The sequence below is a fragment of the Geodermatophilus sp. SYSU D01036 genome (assembly GCF_054050435.1).
On the sequence record NZ_JBJGZJ010000017.1, the window covers coordinates 1 to 14,757 of the forward strand.

Below are 14,757 nucleotides of genomic sequence, written 5' to 3' on the forward strand. Positions count from 1 at the left end.
GGCGCGCCGTCGCTTTCCGGGCCGGAGCCCCGGGCGGGGGGTGGTCCGGCCGAGGCTGGGGCCCGCCCCCCGGGGGGGGGCAGCCCACGAGCGCGCGCAGGAGGAGCCACCTCCCGCCGCCCGTGCTCCGCACGCCCGGCGGGAGGTTCCCGGCTAGCTCGTGCTCTGCACACACCCGTGTGCAGAGCACGAGCCCGCTCGGGGCCCGCGCGGGGGACGGCGCCGACGGTCCCCGGGGACGACGGAGCCCGCGTCCCCTCGAACGGGACGCGGGCTCCGGGCCTGCGGAGGAGCGGGTGTCAGAGCGCCCCGGGGCGGGCGGCGATGCCGGCCAGGGTCTCGTCCATGTCCCGGTCGCTGTCGGCCGTGCCGGCGTGCACCAGCAGGATCGGCGTCAGGTCGTCGGCGGCGGGGACGGGGCCCGCGCCGGCCGGCGCCAGCAGCAGGGCCGGCAGGGTCTCGGTCTCCGCGGCGATCTCGACGCCGGCCTTGCGCAGCGAGTCGGCGACGTTGCGCCGGACGCCCCGCCGACCCTCGACGGCCCGCAGCTGCAGCGGCACCTGACGGCCCACCGCGGCGTGCGCGGCCAGCCGGAGGGCGGCCCGGCCGGAGGCGTCGCCGTCCTGCAGCACCGCGACCGGCCCGCCCGGCTGCAGGCCCGCCTCGCCGAGCTCGCCGGCGACGGTGACCACCGACCCGCGCAGGGACGGCGGCCAGGGGGTGCCGGCGCCGTCGACGGCGAGCGCCCCCTCGACGATGCCCCAGCCGCTGCGGACCAGGACGACGTCGGCCTCGCTGCTGCCCGCCAGGTCGGCCACCTCCGCCCACGGGTCCTCGCTGAACCGCGAGGCGACCGACGCCTTCAGCCCGCGGGCCTCGACCTGCCGCGCCAGCTCCCGCAGCTCCCCGGCCACGGTGGCCATGAGCTCGAGGTCGGCGCCCAGGCCGCTGGACACCTCGGGCTTGGGCCGGGAGCGGCGGACCACCCGGGTGACGACGACCTGCGCGGGCGACTCGCGGCCCACCAGGTCGCAGGCCAGGTCGACCAGGGCGGCGTCCCGCTCGGGCTCGTCGACGACCACGACGACGGTGTAGGCCTCCTCGAGGCCCATCGCGGCGCGCTCGGCGGCGGCGATGTCCCGCTGCAGGACGCGCTTGGGGTAGATGACGTTGAGCAGCGGCGAGGCCATCACCGTGGTCACCACGGCCATGATCACCATCAGGGTGAACATCTCGCCGTCGAGGACGCCGCGCTGCACGCCGATGTTGAGGATGACCAGCTCGGTGAGCCCGCGGGTGTTCATCAGCGTGGCCAGCGCCGTGGCCTGGCGCCGGGGCACCCGCATGGCGCGGGCGGCGGCGAAGGCGCCGACGAACTTGCCCGAGATGGCCACCAGCAGGATCAGGCCGAGCTCGCCGAGGCCGGCGAGGTCGATGGCGCCGACGTCGACGTTGAGGCCGGTCACCACGAAGAAGACCGGCAGCAGGAGCAGCACGCTGACCTGCTCGAGGCGGTCGATGATCTCGTGGTTGAGCCGGGCGGCGCCCTTGCGCGGCATGACGACGCCGAAGAGGAAGGCGCCGAAGATGAAGTGGATGCCGATCTCCTCGGCCACCCAGGCGCTGGCGAGGATGCCGATGAGGACGCCGGCGAGCATCTCCGGGGTGAGCTGCCCGAGCCGCTCGTAGCGGGTGACCAGGACCCGCAAGAGCGGCTTGACCAGCAGGAACATCACCAGGGCGAAGACCACCGACAGGCCGAGGATCAGCACGACGCCGGTGAACGACGAGGCGGCCACGATCGCCACGACGACGGCCAGCAGGCACCAGGCGAGGACGTCGTCGACGGCGGCGCAGGCCAGCGCGAGCACGCCGGTCGGGATCCGGTGCATCTGCCGCTCGGCCAGGATGCGCGCCAGCACGGGGAACGCGGTGATGGACATGGCCACGCCGAGGAACAGCGCGAACCCGAGGAAGGGGATGACCGACGTCTCGCCGTCCGCGTCGGTGAAGACGTCGTGCTGCGTGTGCAGGTAGGCCGCCAGCAGCACGCCGAGCGCGAACGGCAGCAGGATCGAGGCCAGCGACACCGAGACGGCGACCTTCTCCCGCCCACGGATGAAGGACAGGTCCACCTCGAGGCCGATGAGGAACATGAACAGGACCAGGCCCAGCTGCGCCAGCACGTTGAGGAACGGCCGGACGTCGAGCGGGAACAACAGGGTGTCCAGGTCGCCCGGGAGGGCGCCGAGCAGCGTCGGGCCGAGCATGATGCCGGCGACGATCTCGCCGACGACGGCCGGCTGGCCGACCCGCACGGCGAGCCGCCCCATGAGTCGAGCGATGATCATGATCACGGCCAGGTCCACGAAGACGTAGGCGATGATCTCGGCGATGGGGCGGGCTTCCACAGGGTCTCCGGGCGTAGCTGTCCGCGCCGCGTGGGACCGCGCGGGGATCGGGTGGGATGGCGGGGACCGGGCACCCGGGGCCACGCCGGGCGCGGATGCTAGCCGCGGCGGTCCGGTCGTAGGGGGCCCGTGCGCGCGGCATCTCGGCGGGCGCGAACCGGTTCCCGGACGGCAGGTCCCCCGGCACACTGTGCCGCTGCCGCGCACCGCGGCGTCCCGGCGCGGCCGGGGAGACAGCGTTTCAGGAGGACATGCATGGATGCCGTCGGCCTGGTGGGCGCGGCGCCTGCCACCATCGCGGACTACCAGGTGGTCCGCGTGCTCGGTGAGGGCAACAACGGCCGCTTCTACCTCGCCCGCCCGCCGGCGCGGCTCGGCCTGCCCGACGAGTACGTCGCGGTGAAGGTCTTCACCGGCAGCCACAGCGAGCAGGCCTACGAGCGGGGCGTGCGGGAGCTGCGCGCCTTCGCCCAGGTGGCGTCGCCGTACCTGGTCAGGGTCTACGACGCCGTGCTGCAGGACAGCTTCCTGTACGCGATGGAGTACTGCCCCCTCGGCTCGCTGGCCGCCCCGGCGCGGCCGCTGAGCCGTGGCGAGGTGCTGCGGGCGGTGGCGCACGCCGCGCACGCCGCCCACGCGCTGCACGAGGCGGGCCTCACCCACGGCGACATCAAGCCGGCCAACGTCCTGCTCACCGAGGACGGCGGCAAGCTCTCCGACCTCGGCCTGGCCCGCTACCTCGCGCCGGGCGTCACGCTGACCGGCATGGCCAGCGCCGCCTCGGTGGAGTTCCTGGACCCGGCGCTGCTGCGCGGCGACCGGCCCTCGCGGGCCACCGAGGTGTTCGCGCTGGGCGCCACCCTCAACCGGGCGCTCACCGGCACCGGCCTGTACGGCGAGCTGCCCGACGGCGAGCCGCTGCTGGCCATCCGCCGGGTGATGAGCGCGGAGCCGGCGATCGCCCCCGGCCTGACCGACGAGGAGGCCGCGCTGGTGTCCGAGTGCCTCGCCCCGGTGGGGAAGCGCCCGGTGACCGCGCTGCAGGTGGCCGAGCGGCTGGACCGGCTGGCCGCCGAGGCGCTGGGCGCCGCCCGCGCCTGACCGGCGACCGACACGCGACGAGGGCCCCGTCCCCACCGGCCGGTGAGGACGGGGCCCTCGTGGTGTGCGGGACCGGGGCCGGTCAGCGCTGCGTGAAGTCGCTGTGCGCGCTGTCGGTCCACCAGGCGTACAGGGTCCCCAGCCCGGCCTGGCCGCCGTTCTGGATGGCCACGATGCCCTCGGCGGCGAGGTCGTCCTGCGTCCAGTACAGGATCGCGTTGTTGTCGCCGTCGACGAAGCAGCCGAGGCGGCCGGCGTCCACCCCGCCGATCGTGTACTCGTCGTAGCCCTGCCCGGTGGCGCAGTCCGGCTGGCCGGTGAAGGCGCTGACGCCCTCGCGGGTCATGTCCGCGAGGAACACGGCGTCGACGGTCGCGGCGTCCTCGTACAGGTAGAACGAGGACGCCTCGGGGCCGGGCTGTGTCGCGGCGGCGCCGCAGTTGACCGCGGCGACGTCGCCGTCGCCGGCCGGGTCCGCGGTCTCGCAGGTCGCCGGGTCGAAGTCGCCGGGGATGATCCCGAGCAGCTGGTCCTGGGCGTCGGTGGAGGTCCCGCCGGTGCTGCCGCCGGAGGTGTTCCCGTCAGAGGTGTTCCCGTCGGATGAGCTCCCCGTCGACGTGTCGGCGTCGGAGGTGGTCTCGGTCGGGGTGTGGGTGTCGTCGGCCCGGACGTCGTCGCCGCCGCTGAAGCCGCCGGCCAGCGCGATGACCCCGACCACGACCGCGATCAGCGCCACCGCGGCCCCCACGATGAGCAGCGGCAGCTTGCTCGAGCCCTTCGCGCCGCCCGAGGACGACGAGCCGGCCGGCGGGGGGAACCCGGGCCCGGCCGGCGGCGGGAAGCCGGTGGGCGGGCCGGGGTTCGACGGCGGCCCGTAGCCGGTGGACGGGCCGGGGTTCGACGGCGGGCCGTAGCCGGTGGGCGGGCCCGGGTTGGACGGCGGGCCGTACAGCGCCGCGGGCGCGCCCGGGTGCGACGGCGCCCCGTAGCTGCCGGCCGGGCCGGGGTTCGAGAAGCCCACGGTCTGCGGGTGGGCGACCAGCGGGGCGACCGACGTCGGCGGCGCGGCCTCGGGCCGCACCGTCACACCGGCCGAGCTCAGCGCTGCGCGTGCGGCCGCGGCGAACTCGCCGCAGCTCGCGTACCGCTCGTCGGGTTCCTTCGCCAGGCCCTTGAGGACGACGTCGTCCAGCCCGCGGGGCAGGCCCGGCCGCAGCGCGGACGGCGGCTGCGGGGTCGTGTTGAGGTGCGCGTACATGAGCGTGGCCAGGCCGTCGCCGGTGAACGGCCGCCGGCCGGTGAGGCACTCGAAGAGCACGCACGCCAGCGCGTAGACGTCGACCCGCTTGTCGATCGGCTTCTCGAGGAACCGCTCGGGTGCCATGTAGTCGAAGGAGCCGAGCGCGGCGCCGGTCTGGGTCAGCGCCGGGCCCTGCCCGTCCGACGTCGACCGGGCGATGCCGAAGTCGACGAGGTAGACGAACTCGTCGTCCCCGCTGCCGGTCAGCAGCACGTTGGAGGGCTTGACGTCGCGGTGCACCAGGCCGTCGGCGTGCGCGGCGTCGAGGGCCCGGGCGGTCTGGCTGACGACGTCGACCGCCCGCTCGGGGCTCATCGGCCCCTCCTCGGCCAGCACCGCGGCGACGTCGCGGCCGGGCACCAGGCGCATGTCGAGGAACAGCCGGCCCTCGATCTCGCCGTAGCGGTGGATCGGGACGATGTGCGGCTCGTTGAGCCGCGCGGCCAGGTGCGCCTCGCGGCGGAAGCGCTCGCGGTAGCCCCGGTCCGCGGCCAGGTGCTCGGAGAGCACCTTGAGCGCGACCGTGCGGTCGTGCTCGGTGTCGAACGCGCGGTACACCTCTCCCATCCCGCCGCGGCCGAGCAACGCCTCGATGCGGTAGGGGCCGAACTGTTGCAACTCCACCGGTGATCCTCCGTGTGCCGCAGTTCCGGGCGCTCGTCGGAGCCGGCGCCGGGTGCGGGTCGACGGCGGAGTCTAGGGACGGGTCCCCGGCCCGACCAGCGTCTCGGCCGCGGCTCGTCGGCCGGCGGGACGGGGTGGACACGGGCGGCGGACCGTGACCGGCCCGTGACCCGGCGGGAGAACTGCCGCGCGCGAACCTGTGGTCGGGACGGCGGGGTCTCCCTATCTTCCTCTCGCTCTCGGGCCCCCAGCGCCCGTCCCCACGAACGGAAGAAGCAGATGAGTCAGCCCCCCGGCCAGTACGGCGCGCCGAGTCAGTACGCGCAGCCCGGTCAGTACGGCGCGCCCGGTCAGTACGGCGCCCCCGGCGGCTACGGCGCGCCCGGCTTCGGCCCGGGCGGCGGCCCCGGCTTCGGTCCGGGCGGTTACGGCCGGCCGCCGCAGAAGAAGAGCGTCCTGCCCTGGGTGATCACCGGGCTGGTCGTGGTGCTGGCCGGCGTCGGCGTTCTCCTGTTCTTCCTCCTCCGCGGCGACGACACCCCGGCCCCGGCGGCCCAGGAGTCCTCGACGTCGGCCGACGCCTCCGACGACGGCGGCGAGGACGGTGGCGAGGACGGCGGCGACGAGGGCTCGGACACCGGCTCCGACACCGGCTCCGACACCGGGTCCGGCACCGGCTCGGGCATGGGCATGGACATGGGCGGCCCGGTCGGGGTGCCGCCGGGCGCCGGCACCCCGGGCAACGGCGGGGGCGGCGGCACCGGCACCGGCACCCCCATGGGGAACGACACCGGCGGCGCCGACGCCGGCCAGATCCCCGGCTCCTCCGACCTCGCGCTCGCGTGGGTGCAGGCGGTCTACGACTTCGACTTCGCGACCGCCTACGGCCTGTCCTGCGCCGAGCTGCAGGCCGCGGCCCAGCAGGGCTCGGCCGGCACCGAGTACAGCCCCGAGGAGTACCTGACGCTGTACTTCTACAGCCAGGTCCTGGGCGGCCAGACGATCGCCGACGGCGGCCTGGTCAGCATCGAGTACGACCCGGCCAACGCCGTCGACGTCGCCACCTTCGAGCTGACCCTCGACGACGGCACCACCCAGAGCGTGCAGGTCTGGGTCGGCCAGGACCTCACGGTCTGCAACTTCGGCTGACGCACCCCTCCGACGGCCGGTCCCCGCAGCGCGCGGGGGCCGGCCGTCGGCGTCTCCGCCGCCGGCCGTGCGGCACGATGGGCCGGTGTTCGCGGTGACCCGGCTGCGCGTGCCCGAGACCGAGGCGGCCTCCCTCGCCGCCGCCGTCGACGGGCTGCTCGCGGCGCTGACCGCCCGGCCCGGCTGCCGCGGCGGGGAGGCCGGCCGCTGCGCCGACGACCCGGCGCTGTGGGCGCTGGTCACCCGCTGGGACGGCGTGGGCGCCTATCGCCGCGCGCTGTCGGCCGCGGAGGTCAAGGTCGCCGGCGCGCCGGTGTGGGTGCACGCCCTCGACGAGCCCGGCGCCTACCTCCCCGTCGACGAGCCCGGCGAGCGCCCCGCCGCGCGGGCCCCGGGTGCGTAGCCTGCCCGGGACAGTCCGCACCGGCCCGGGAGGGGCGCGATGAGCCAGCCGCCGCAGGACGACGGGACGCCGCCCCCCGACCGGACCCGCGAGGTGCGCCTCCCGCCGCCGCCCCCGCCGGCGCGGCCGGACGAGCCCACCGACCGGCTGTCCGGCGGCCCCGTGCCGCGCGACCCCACCCTGCGGATGGGCGCCCCCGGGCAGCAGCCGGGAGCCCGGCCCGGACCGCAGCAGCCCGGACCGCAGCAGCCCGGACCTCAGCAGCCCCCGTACGGCCCGTTCGGGTACGGGCAGCCCTCCTACGGGCAGGCGCAGCCGGGCTACGGCCCGCCGCCCCAGCCCGGCCACGGCCAGCAGCCCCCGTACGGGCCGCCACCCGCCGGTGCGCCGGGGTACGGGCCGCCGGGCTACGGGCCGCCGGCCTACGGGCCGCCCGGGTACGGCGCCCCGCCGCAGCCGCCGCGCAGGAGCCGCGGCCCGCTGGTCGCCCTGCTCGCCACGCTCGCCGTCCTCCTGGTCGGCGGTGGTGTGCTCGCCGCGGTGCTGCTCTCCCGGGACGACGACGGCGGCGGCCCGGCCGCGACGGCGAGCACGTCGGCGTCCACCTCGTCGTCGTCCTCGCCCTCGTCCTCCTCGCCCGGGTCGTCGTCCGGGGAGGGCGGCTTCGGTGGCGGCGCCGGCACCCCGACCGGGGGCGGCGGCGGGGGAGCCGGCGGGGACCTCAACGTCCCCGGCAGCCCGGAGTTCGCCGCCTCGTGGGTGCAGTCGGTGGTCGAGCGGGACGCGGCCGCGGCCTACGACGGCCTGTGCGCCGACGGGCAGGGCCAGTTCCCCGACGGGCAGGCGGTGCTCGCCGACTTCGACACCTTCCTCGGCGGGCAGATCACCGACGGCTCGGCCACCGGCGCGGTCGCGGCCGGCGACGTCGACGAGGTCACCTTCGAGGTGACGCTGGACAGCGGGCAGCCGGCCACGTTCGTCGTCACCGTGGTGGACGAGGGCGGCCCGGCCGTCTGCGGCTACACCTCGTCGTAGGGAGCGCGGCCGCGGCGGCGGGGGGCGGCGCAGGCGGGGCGTCTACCGTGGGCAGGTCAACCGCCGACCGCCAGCCGGATGGAGCACCGAGCTCGTGAGCGCCAGCAACACCACGCACGACCCCGCCCGCCTCGACAAGGTGGTCAACCTCTGCAAGCGCCGGGGGTTCGTCTTCCCGTCGGGTGAGATCTACGGCGGCACCCGCTCCGCCTGGGACTACGGGCCGCTGGGCGTCGAGCTCAAGGAGAACATCAAGCGGCAGTGGTGGCGCACCGTCGTCCAGAGCCGCGACGACATCGTCGGCCTGGACTCCTCGGTGATCCTGCCGCGGCAGACCTGGGTCGCCTCCGGTCACGTCGGCGTCTTCACCGACCCGCTGACCGAGTGCCAGAACTGCCACAAGCGCTTCCGGGCCGACCACCTCGAGGAGGCCTTCGAGGCCAAGAAGGGCCGGCTCCCGGAGAACGGCCTGTCCGAGATCACCTGCCCCAACTGCGGCGTGACCGGCCAGTGGACCGAGCCGCGCGACTTCAACATGATGCTCAAGACCTTCCTCGGCCCGGTCGAGGACGAGTCGGGGCTGCACTACCTGCGCCCGGAGACCGCGCAGGGCATCTTCGTCAACTTCGCCAACGTCATGGGCGCGGCGCGGAAGAAGCCGCCGTTCGGCATCGGCCAGATCGGCAAGTCCTTCCGCAACGAGATCACCCCGGGCAACTTCATCTTCCGCACCCGCGAGTTCGAGCAGATGGAGATGGAGTTCTTCGTCGAGCCGGGCAGCGACGAGGAGTGGCACCAGTACTGGATCGACGAGCGCACCCGCTGGTACACCGACCTGGGCATCTCCCCGGACAACCTGCGGCACTTTGAGCACCCGAAGGAGAAGCTCTCCCACTACTCGAAGCGCACCGTCGACATCGAGTACCGCTTCGGCTTCCAGGGCTCGGAGTGGGGCGAGCTCGAGGGCATCGCCAACCGCACCGACTTCGACCTGTCCACGCACACCGAGCACTCCGGCGTGGACCTGTCCTACTTCGACCAGGCCACCAACACCCGCTGGACGCCGTACGTCATCGAGCCGGCGGCCGGGCTCACCCGCTCGCTGATGGCCTTCCTCATCGAGGCCTACACCGAGGACGAGGCGCCCAACGCCAAGGGCGGCGTCGACACCCGCACGGTGCTGCGGCTGGACCCGCGGCTGGCGCCGGTCAAGGCCGCCGTCCTGCCGCTGTCGCGCAACGCCGACCTCTCGCCCAAGGCGCGTGACCTCGCGGCCGCGCTGCGCCGGAACTGGAACGTCGACTTCGACGACGCCGGCGCCATCGGCCGCCGCTACCGCCGGCAGGACGAGGTCGGGACGCCGTTCTGCCTCACCGTCGACTTCGACACCCTCACCGACGACGCGGTGACCGTGCGGGAGCGCGACTCGATGAGCCAGGAGCGCATCGGCCTGGACCGGGTCGAGGACTACCTCAAGGCCAAGCTCCCCGTCTGCTGAGGGCCGTGCACTTCCGCGGATCTGCTCCGGGCAGATCCGCGGAAGTGCACACGAGCCTGCGGCGCCGGTCCGTGCGGGGCCGCCTGCCCCCGGGTGACCCCGGCCACCGGGCGCGGCCACCTACCCTGGACGGCGTGACGAGCACCCTGGCGCCGGCGGTCGCCCCGCTGCGGCTGGGGCCGCTCACCGTGGACCCCGCCGTGGTGCTCGCGCCGATGGCCGGCATCACCAACCCCGCGTTCCGCACGCTGTGCCGCGAGTTCGGGGCGGGGCTCTACGTCTGCGAGATGATCACCACGCGGGCGCTGGTGGAGCGCAACGAGAAGACGCTGCGGATGATCCGGGCCACGCCCGAGGAGGCCGCCGCCGGCTTCTCCGTGCAGCTCTACGGCGTGGACCCGGCCACCGTCGGGCGGGCGGTGGAGATGCTCGTCGACGAGGAGGTCGCCGGCACCCGCCCGGCGCACGTCGACCTGAACTTCGGCTGCCCGGTGCCGAAGGTGACCCGGAAGGGCGGCGGGTCGGCGCTGCCCTGGCGGCGGGTGCTGTTCCGCGACATCGTGCGGGCGGCCGTCCGCGCCGCCCGCGACGTGCCGGTGACGGTCAAGACCCGCATCGGCATCGACGCCGACCACGTCACCTACCTCGACGCCGGCCGGATCGCGCAGGACGAGGGCGCCGCCGCGATCACCCTGCACGGGCGCACCGCCGACCAGCTCTACAGCGGTACCGCCGACTGGGGACCGATCGCCCGGCTGGTGGAGACCGTCGACATCCCGGTGCTCGGCAACGGCGACGTCTGGGAGGCCGACGACGCGCTGCGCCTGGTCGCCGGGACCGGGTGCGCCGGCGTCGTCATCGGCCGCGGCTGCCTGGGCCGGCCCTGGCTGTTCGGGGACCTCGCCGCCGCCTTCGCCGGGGAGTCCCGGCGGGCGCTGCCGACGCTGCGCGAGGTGGCCGCGGTGATGGTCCGGCACGCGCAGCTGCTGTCGGAGGGGCTGGGCGAGCTGCACGGCTGCACCGACTTCCGCAAGCACGTGGCCTGGTACCTCAAGGGCTTCTCGGTGGGCTCCGACGTCCGCCGCGCACTGGCGATGGTCAGCTCGCTGGACGAGCTGGCCGGCCTGCTCGACCGCATCCCCGACCAGCCCTACCCGACGGCCGTCCTGGGCGGCCCGCGGGGCCGGACCAGCAGCCCCCGGCCGGTGGCGCTGCCCGAGGGCTGGCTCGACGACCGCGACGACCCGCGCCCGCCGGCCGGTGCGGAGCTGGAGACGAGCGGCGGATGAGCGGCCCGTACCTGTACGACGAGGGTCCCGAGGCGCTGCACACCGGCACCCCGCGGCGCCGCAACGGGCTGCTGCTGGGGATCTTCGGCGGCACGGTGGCGCTCGCCGTCGCCATGGTCGTGGCCCTGCCGCTGGTGAAGGGCTCGGGGGAGGAGCAGGCCCGGGAGGCGGTCGGCGTGTTCCTGGCCGCGCTCCAGGCCGGCGACACCGAGACCGCCGGCGACCTGCTGTGCCAGGCCGAGCGCGACCGCGGCGCCGTGGGCGACGTCCTCGACGGGTACGAGCACCCCGGCGACGCCCGGGTGGTCGGCGTCGCGGATGGCCGGCTCGGGGACCAGGACAGCCAGGAGGTCCGGGTCCGCTGGGACGACGGCGCGGAGGCCACGCTCTCCGTGGTGCTGGAGGACGGCCCGCGCGTCTGCGGCACCTCCGGCTGAGCGCGCGGGCGCCGCGAGCGGATCCCTTCTCGGAGCGCCACCGGGCTGTCACCATGTGCGCCGCCCGGCTGGAGGTCCACCGGGCCAGCCCGAGAGGAACCGCGTTGACGCAGCCGCCCCACCCGCCCGTCGCCCCCGCCGCGCCGTACGCCCCGCCCGGGGCCCACGCCGGGTCCTACGCGCCCGCTGCGCCCTTCGCGCCCGCCGGCGTCGCGCCCGCCTCCCTCCCGGCGCCGGCCGCGCCCACGCAGGTGGCCTTCCCCGGGCAGGTCCAGCTGCCGCCCCAGCCGCAGTTCGCGCCCACTCCGCAGCAGGCCGCGCAGGTGCAGCGCGGCGCGCCGGCCAGCGGCTTCCCGCGCTACGTCCCGCCGCCGCCGTCGCCGGTCAACCGTACCGGCCTGTACGTCGGCATCCTCGTCGTCGTGCTGACGCTGCTGTTCGCCGTCCTCGGCTTCGCCCTCGTCGCCTGATCCCTCCGGCCGGCCCGGCTCGCGTCCCGAGCCGGGCCGGCCGTCCGCTGCGTGAGGCCGCTCACCTCCGTGTACCGGGACGAGACACGGGCTGGCGTGTCCCCGTCCCGTGGGTCACGATCGCTGCCTGGCTCCGGGTGGACGTATGAGACGTCTACCCCCGACCGGGGACCCGGGGCCGCGCTCGCCGGAGCGGCCGACGGGGACCCCGCGACGCCGCACCGGCAGCGGACGGGCGGCCGGCGAGACGAGCGCGGAGGTGCACGGTGGGCAGCGTCACGAGCACGACCACCTGGGTCTACGACTTCAGTGAGGGCAGCAAGGACCAGAAGGACCTGCTCGGCGGCAAGGGCGCGAACCTCGCCGAGATGACCAACCTCGGGCTGCCCGTGCCGCCCGGGTTCACCATCACCACCGACGCCTGCCGCCACTACCTCGAGCACGGCAGCACCCCGCCCGACCTCGCCGACCAGGTGACCGAGCACCTGACGGCGCTGGAGAAGGCGATGGGCAAGACCCTCGGCGACCCCGCGGACCCGCTGCTGGTCTCGGTCCGGTCCGGGGCGGCGGCCTCGATGCCCGGGATGATGGAGACCGTCCTCAACGTCGGCCTCAACGACGAGTCGGTGCAGGGACTGGCCGCGCAGTCCGGGAGCGAGCGCTTCGCCTGGGACTCCTACCGCCGGCTGATCCAGATGTTCGGCAAGACGGTGCTCGACATCGACGGCGAGGCGTTCGAGCACGCCCTCGACGAGGCCAAGCGCGAGCAGGGCACCGACCTGGACCTGGACCTCGACGCCGAGCACCTGCGCGACGTCGTCGGCCGGTTCGAGGCCATCGTCCGCGAGCACACCGGCCGGGACTTCCCGCAGGACCCGCGCGAGCAGATGGACCTGGCGATCAACGCCGTCTTCGACTCGTGGAACAGCCCGCGCGCGATCCTCTACCGCCGCCGCGAGCGCATCCCCGGCGACGCAGGCACCGCGGTCAACGTCTGCTCGATGGTGTTCGGCAACCTCGGCGCCGACTCCGGCACCGGCGTCGCGTTCACCCGCGACCCGGGCAGCGGCGAGCAGGGCGTGTACGGCGACTACCTGCAGAACGCGCAGGGCGAGGACGTCGTCGCCGGCATCCGGAACACCGTGCCGCTCACCGAGCTCGAGCGCATCGACCGCGGCGCCTACGACGAGCTGCTGCGGATCATGAGCACCCTCGAGTCGCACTACCGCGACCTGTGCGACATCGAGTTCACCGTCGAGCGCGGCAAGCTGTGGATGCTGCAGACCCGCGTGGGCAAGCGGACGGCGGCCGCGGCCTTCCGCATCGCCACCCAGCTGGTCGACGAGGGCCTCATCGACATGGACGAGGCGGTCCGCCGGGTCACCGGCGACCAGCTCGCCCAGCTGATGTTCCCGCGGTTCGTCTCCGGCGGGGACGCCCGGCAGCTCACCCAGGGCATGAACGCCTCGCCCGGCGCCGCCGTCGGGAAGGCGGTGTTCTCCTCCGAGACCGCCGTCCAGTGGGCCGACCGGGGCGAGAAGGTGGTCCTGGTCCGGCGCGAGACCAACCCCGACGACCTCGCCGGGATGATCGCCGCCGAGGGCGTGCTCACCAGCCGCGGCGGCAAGACCTCGCACGCCGCCGTCGTCGCCCGCGGGATGGGCAAGACGTGCGTGTGCGGCGCCGAGGAGCTGCAGGTCGACACGAAGAACCGGCGGTTCACCGCGCCCGGCGGCGTCACCGTCGAGGAGGGCGACGTCGTCTCCATCGACGGCTCCACCGGCCGGGTGTGGCTCGGGGAGGTGCCGGTGGAGGACTCCGCCGTCGTCCGGTACTTCGAGGGCGAGATCGGCCCCGACTCGCCCGAGGCCGACGACCTCGTGCGCAGCGTGCACCGGATCCTCACCCACGCCGACGAGGTGCGGCGGCTGGGCGTGCGCACCAACGCCGACACCCCCGAGGACTCCGCCCGCGCCCGCCGCTTCGGCGCCCGCGGCATCGGCCTGTGCCGGACGGAGCACATGTTCCTCGGCGACCGCCGGCAGCTGGTGGAGAAGCTGATCCTCGCCGAGACCGACGAGGACAAGCAGGCGGCCCTCGACGCGCTGGCACCCCTGCAGAAGCAGGACTTCGTCGAGATCTTCGAGGCGATGGACGGCCTGCCGGTCACCGTGCGGCTGCTCGACCCGCCGCTGCACGAGTTCCTGCCCGACCTCACCGACCTGTCGGTGCGGGTGGCCGTCGCCGAGGCGCAGGGCCACCCCGACGAGGCCAACCTGCGGCTGCTGGCCGCCGTCCGCCGGCTGCACGAGCAGAACCCGATGCTCGGGCTGCGCGGCGTCCGGCTGGGCCTGGTCGTGCCGGGGCTGTTCGCCATGCAGGTGCGGGCGATCGCCGAGGCGGCGTGCGAGCGCAAGAGGGCCGGCGGCGACCCGCGGCCGGAGGTGATGATCCCGCTGGTCGGCGCGGTGCAGGAGCTGGAGGCGATCCGCGAGGAGTCCGAGCAGGTGCTCGCGGCGGTGTTCGAGGAGTGCGGCGTCGAGCTCGACGTCCTCATCGGCACGATGATCGAGGTGCCCCGGGCGGCGCTGACCGCGGAGGAGATCGCCCGGTCGGCGGAGTTCTTCTCCTTCGGCACCAACGACCTCACCCAGATGACCTGGGGCTTCTCCCGCGACGACGTCGAGGCGGCGTTCTTCCACGCCTACCTGGACAAGGGCATCTTCGGCGTCTCCCCGTTCGAGTCGCTGGACCGCCCGGGCGTGGGCCGGCTGGTGGAGGTGGGCGTGCAGGGCGGCCGGGCCGCGCGGCCGGACCTCAAGCTCGGCGTCTGCGGCGAGCACGGCGGCGACCCCGACTCGGTGCACTTCTTCCACGAGGTGGGCCTGGACTACGTGTCCTGCTCGCCGTTCCGGGTCCCGGTGGCCCGGCTGGAGGCCGGCCGGGCGGCGCTCGGCGGGGAGCGCGCCGGGTCCTGACGGCCGCGCGGCACGCCCGTCGCACCACCCCCACCCGGCGCACGACCCGTGTTATCCATGAG

At 75.0% G+C, this 14,757-nt stretch carries 11 protein-coding genes; 9 read left to right on the plus strand and 2 right to left on the minus strand.

What is annotated here, in order from left to right:
• Positions 1-299: 299 nt before the first annotated feature.
• Positions 300-2,411, minus strand: a complete 2,112-nt coding sequence (locus ACI8AR_RS16375) for a cation:proton antiporter (RefSeq protein WP_457051955.1) — start codon at positions 2,409-2,411, stop codon at positions 300-302.
• 255 nt (positions 2,412-2,666) lie between these two features.
• Here ACI8AR_RS16375 and ACI8AR_RS16380 point away from each other — a divergent pair, with 255 nt between their 5' ends.
• Positions 2,667-3,512: a protein kinase domain-containing protein gene (locus ACI8AR_RS16380; protein ID WP_457051956.1), complete on the plus strand. Its 846-nt coding sequence runs from the start codon at positions 2,667-2,669 to the stop codon at positions 3,510-3,512.
• 82 nt (positions 3,513-3,594) lie between these two features.
• Here the strand turns inward: ACI8AR_RS16380 and ACI8AR_RS16385 are convergent, their stop codons facing one another.
• The gene (locus ACI8AR_RS16385; protein WP_457051957.1) at positions 3,595-5,436 is read right to left on the minus strand and encodes a serine/threonine-protein kinase; all 1,842 of its coding nucleotides are present in this window, start codon (positions 5,434-5,436) and stop codon (positions 3,595-3,597) included.
• A gap of 279 nt (positions 5,437-5,715) precedes the next feature.
• Between ACI8AR_RS16385 and ACI8AR_RS16390 the strand changes: the two genes are divergently transcribed.
• From ACI8AR_RS16390 to ppdK, 8 genes are all read left to right on the plus strand, one after another.
• The gene (locus ACI8AR_RS16390) at positions 5,716-6,585 is read left to right on the plus strand and encodes a hypothetical protein (protein ID WP_457051958.1); all 870 of its coding nucleotides are present in this window, start codon (positions 5,716-5,718) and stop codon (positions 6,583-6,585) included.
• 85 nt (positions 6,586-6,670) lie between these two features.
• Positions 6,671-6,988 (plus strand): antibiotic biosynthesis monooxygenase family protein, encoded by a 318-nt coding sequence (locus tag ACI8AR_RS16395; RefSeq protein WP_457051959.1) that lies wholly within the window; start codon positions 6,671-6,673, stop codon positions 6,986-6,988.
• A gap of 39 nt (positions 6,989-7,027) precedes the next feature.
• Entirely contained in the window at positions 7,028-8,023 is a 996-nt protein-coding gene (locus tag ACI8AR_RS16400) for a hypothetical protein (RefSeq protein WP_457051960.1), read from the plus strand.
• Between the two features lie 94 nt (positions 8,024-8,117).
• Entirely contained in the window at positions 8,118-9,521 is a 1,404-nt protein-coding gene (locus ACI8AR_RS16405; protein WP_457051961.1) for a glycine--tRNA ligase, read from the plus strand.
• A 134-nt stretch (positions 9,522-9,655) separates the two neighbouring features.
• A complete protein-coding gene (gene dusB, locus ACI8AR_RS16410) occupies positions 9,656-10,810 on the plus strand; it encodes a tRNA dihydrouridine synthase DusB (RefSeq protein WP_457051962.1) in 1,155 nt (384 codons plus the stop codon).
• Positions 10,807-11,247 carry an Rv0361 family membrane protein gene (locus tag ACI8AR_RS16415; protein ID WP_457051963.1) on the plus strand — a complete coding sequence of 147 codons (441 nt, stop codon included), beginning with the start codon at positions 10,807-10,809 and terminating at the stop codon, positions 11,245-11,247. The genes dusB and ACI8AR_RS16415 overlap by 4 nt, the downstream gene beginning before the upstream one ends.
• Positions 11,248-11,351: 104 nt before the next feature.
• Positions 11,352-11,717, plus strand: coding sequence for a hypothetical protein (locus ACI8AR_RS16420; protein ID WP_457051964.1), 366 nt, complete (start codon positions 11,352-11,354; stop codon positions 11,715-11,717).
• Between the two features lie 266 nt (positions 11,718-11,983).
• Positions 11,984-14,695 carry a pyruvate, phosphate dikinase gene (ppdK, locus tag ACI8AR_RS16425; protein WP_457051965.1) on the plus strand — a complete coding sequence of 904 codons (2,712 nt, stop codon included), beginning with the start codon at positions 11,984-11,986 and terminating at the stop codon, positions 14,693-14,695.
• The last annotated feature ends 62 nt before the right edge of the window (positions 14,696-14,757 follow it).

Coding starts and splice junctions, on each gene's coding strand:
- ACI8AR_RS16380 (WP_457051956.1), top strand. CDS start 2,667: ATGGATGCCGTCGGCCTGGTGGGCGCGGCGCCTGCCACCATCGCGGAC.
- ACI8AR_RS16390 (WP_457051958.1), top strand. CDS start 5,716: ATGAGTCAGCCCCCCGGCCAGTACGGCGCGCCGAGTCAGTACGCGCAG.
- ACI8AR_RS16400 (WP_457051960.1), top strand. CDS start 7,028: ATGAGCCAGCCGCCGCAGGACGACGGGACGCCGCCCCCCGACCGGACC.
- ACI8AR_RS16415 (WP_457051963.1), top strand. CDS start 10,807: ATGAGCGGCCCGTACCTGTACGACGAGGGTCCCGAGGCGCTGCACACC.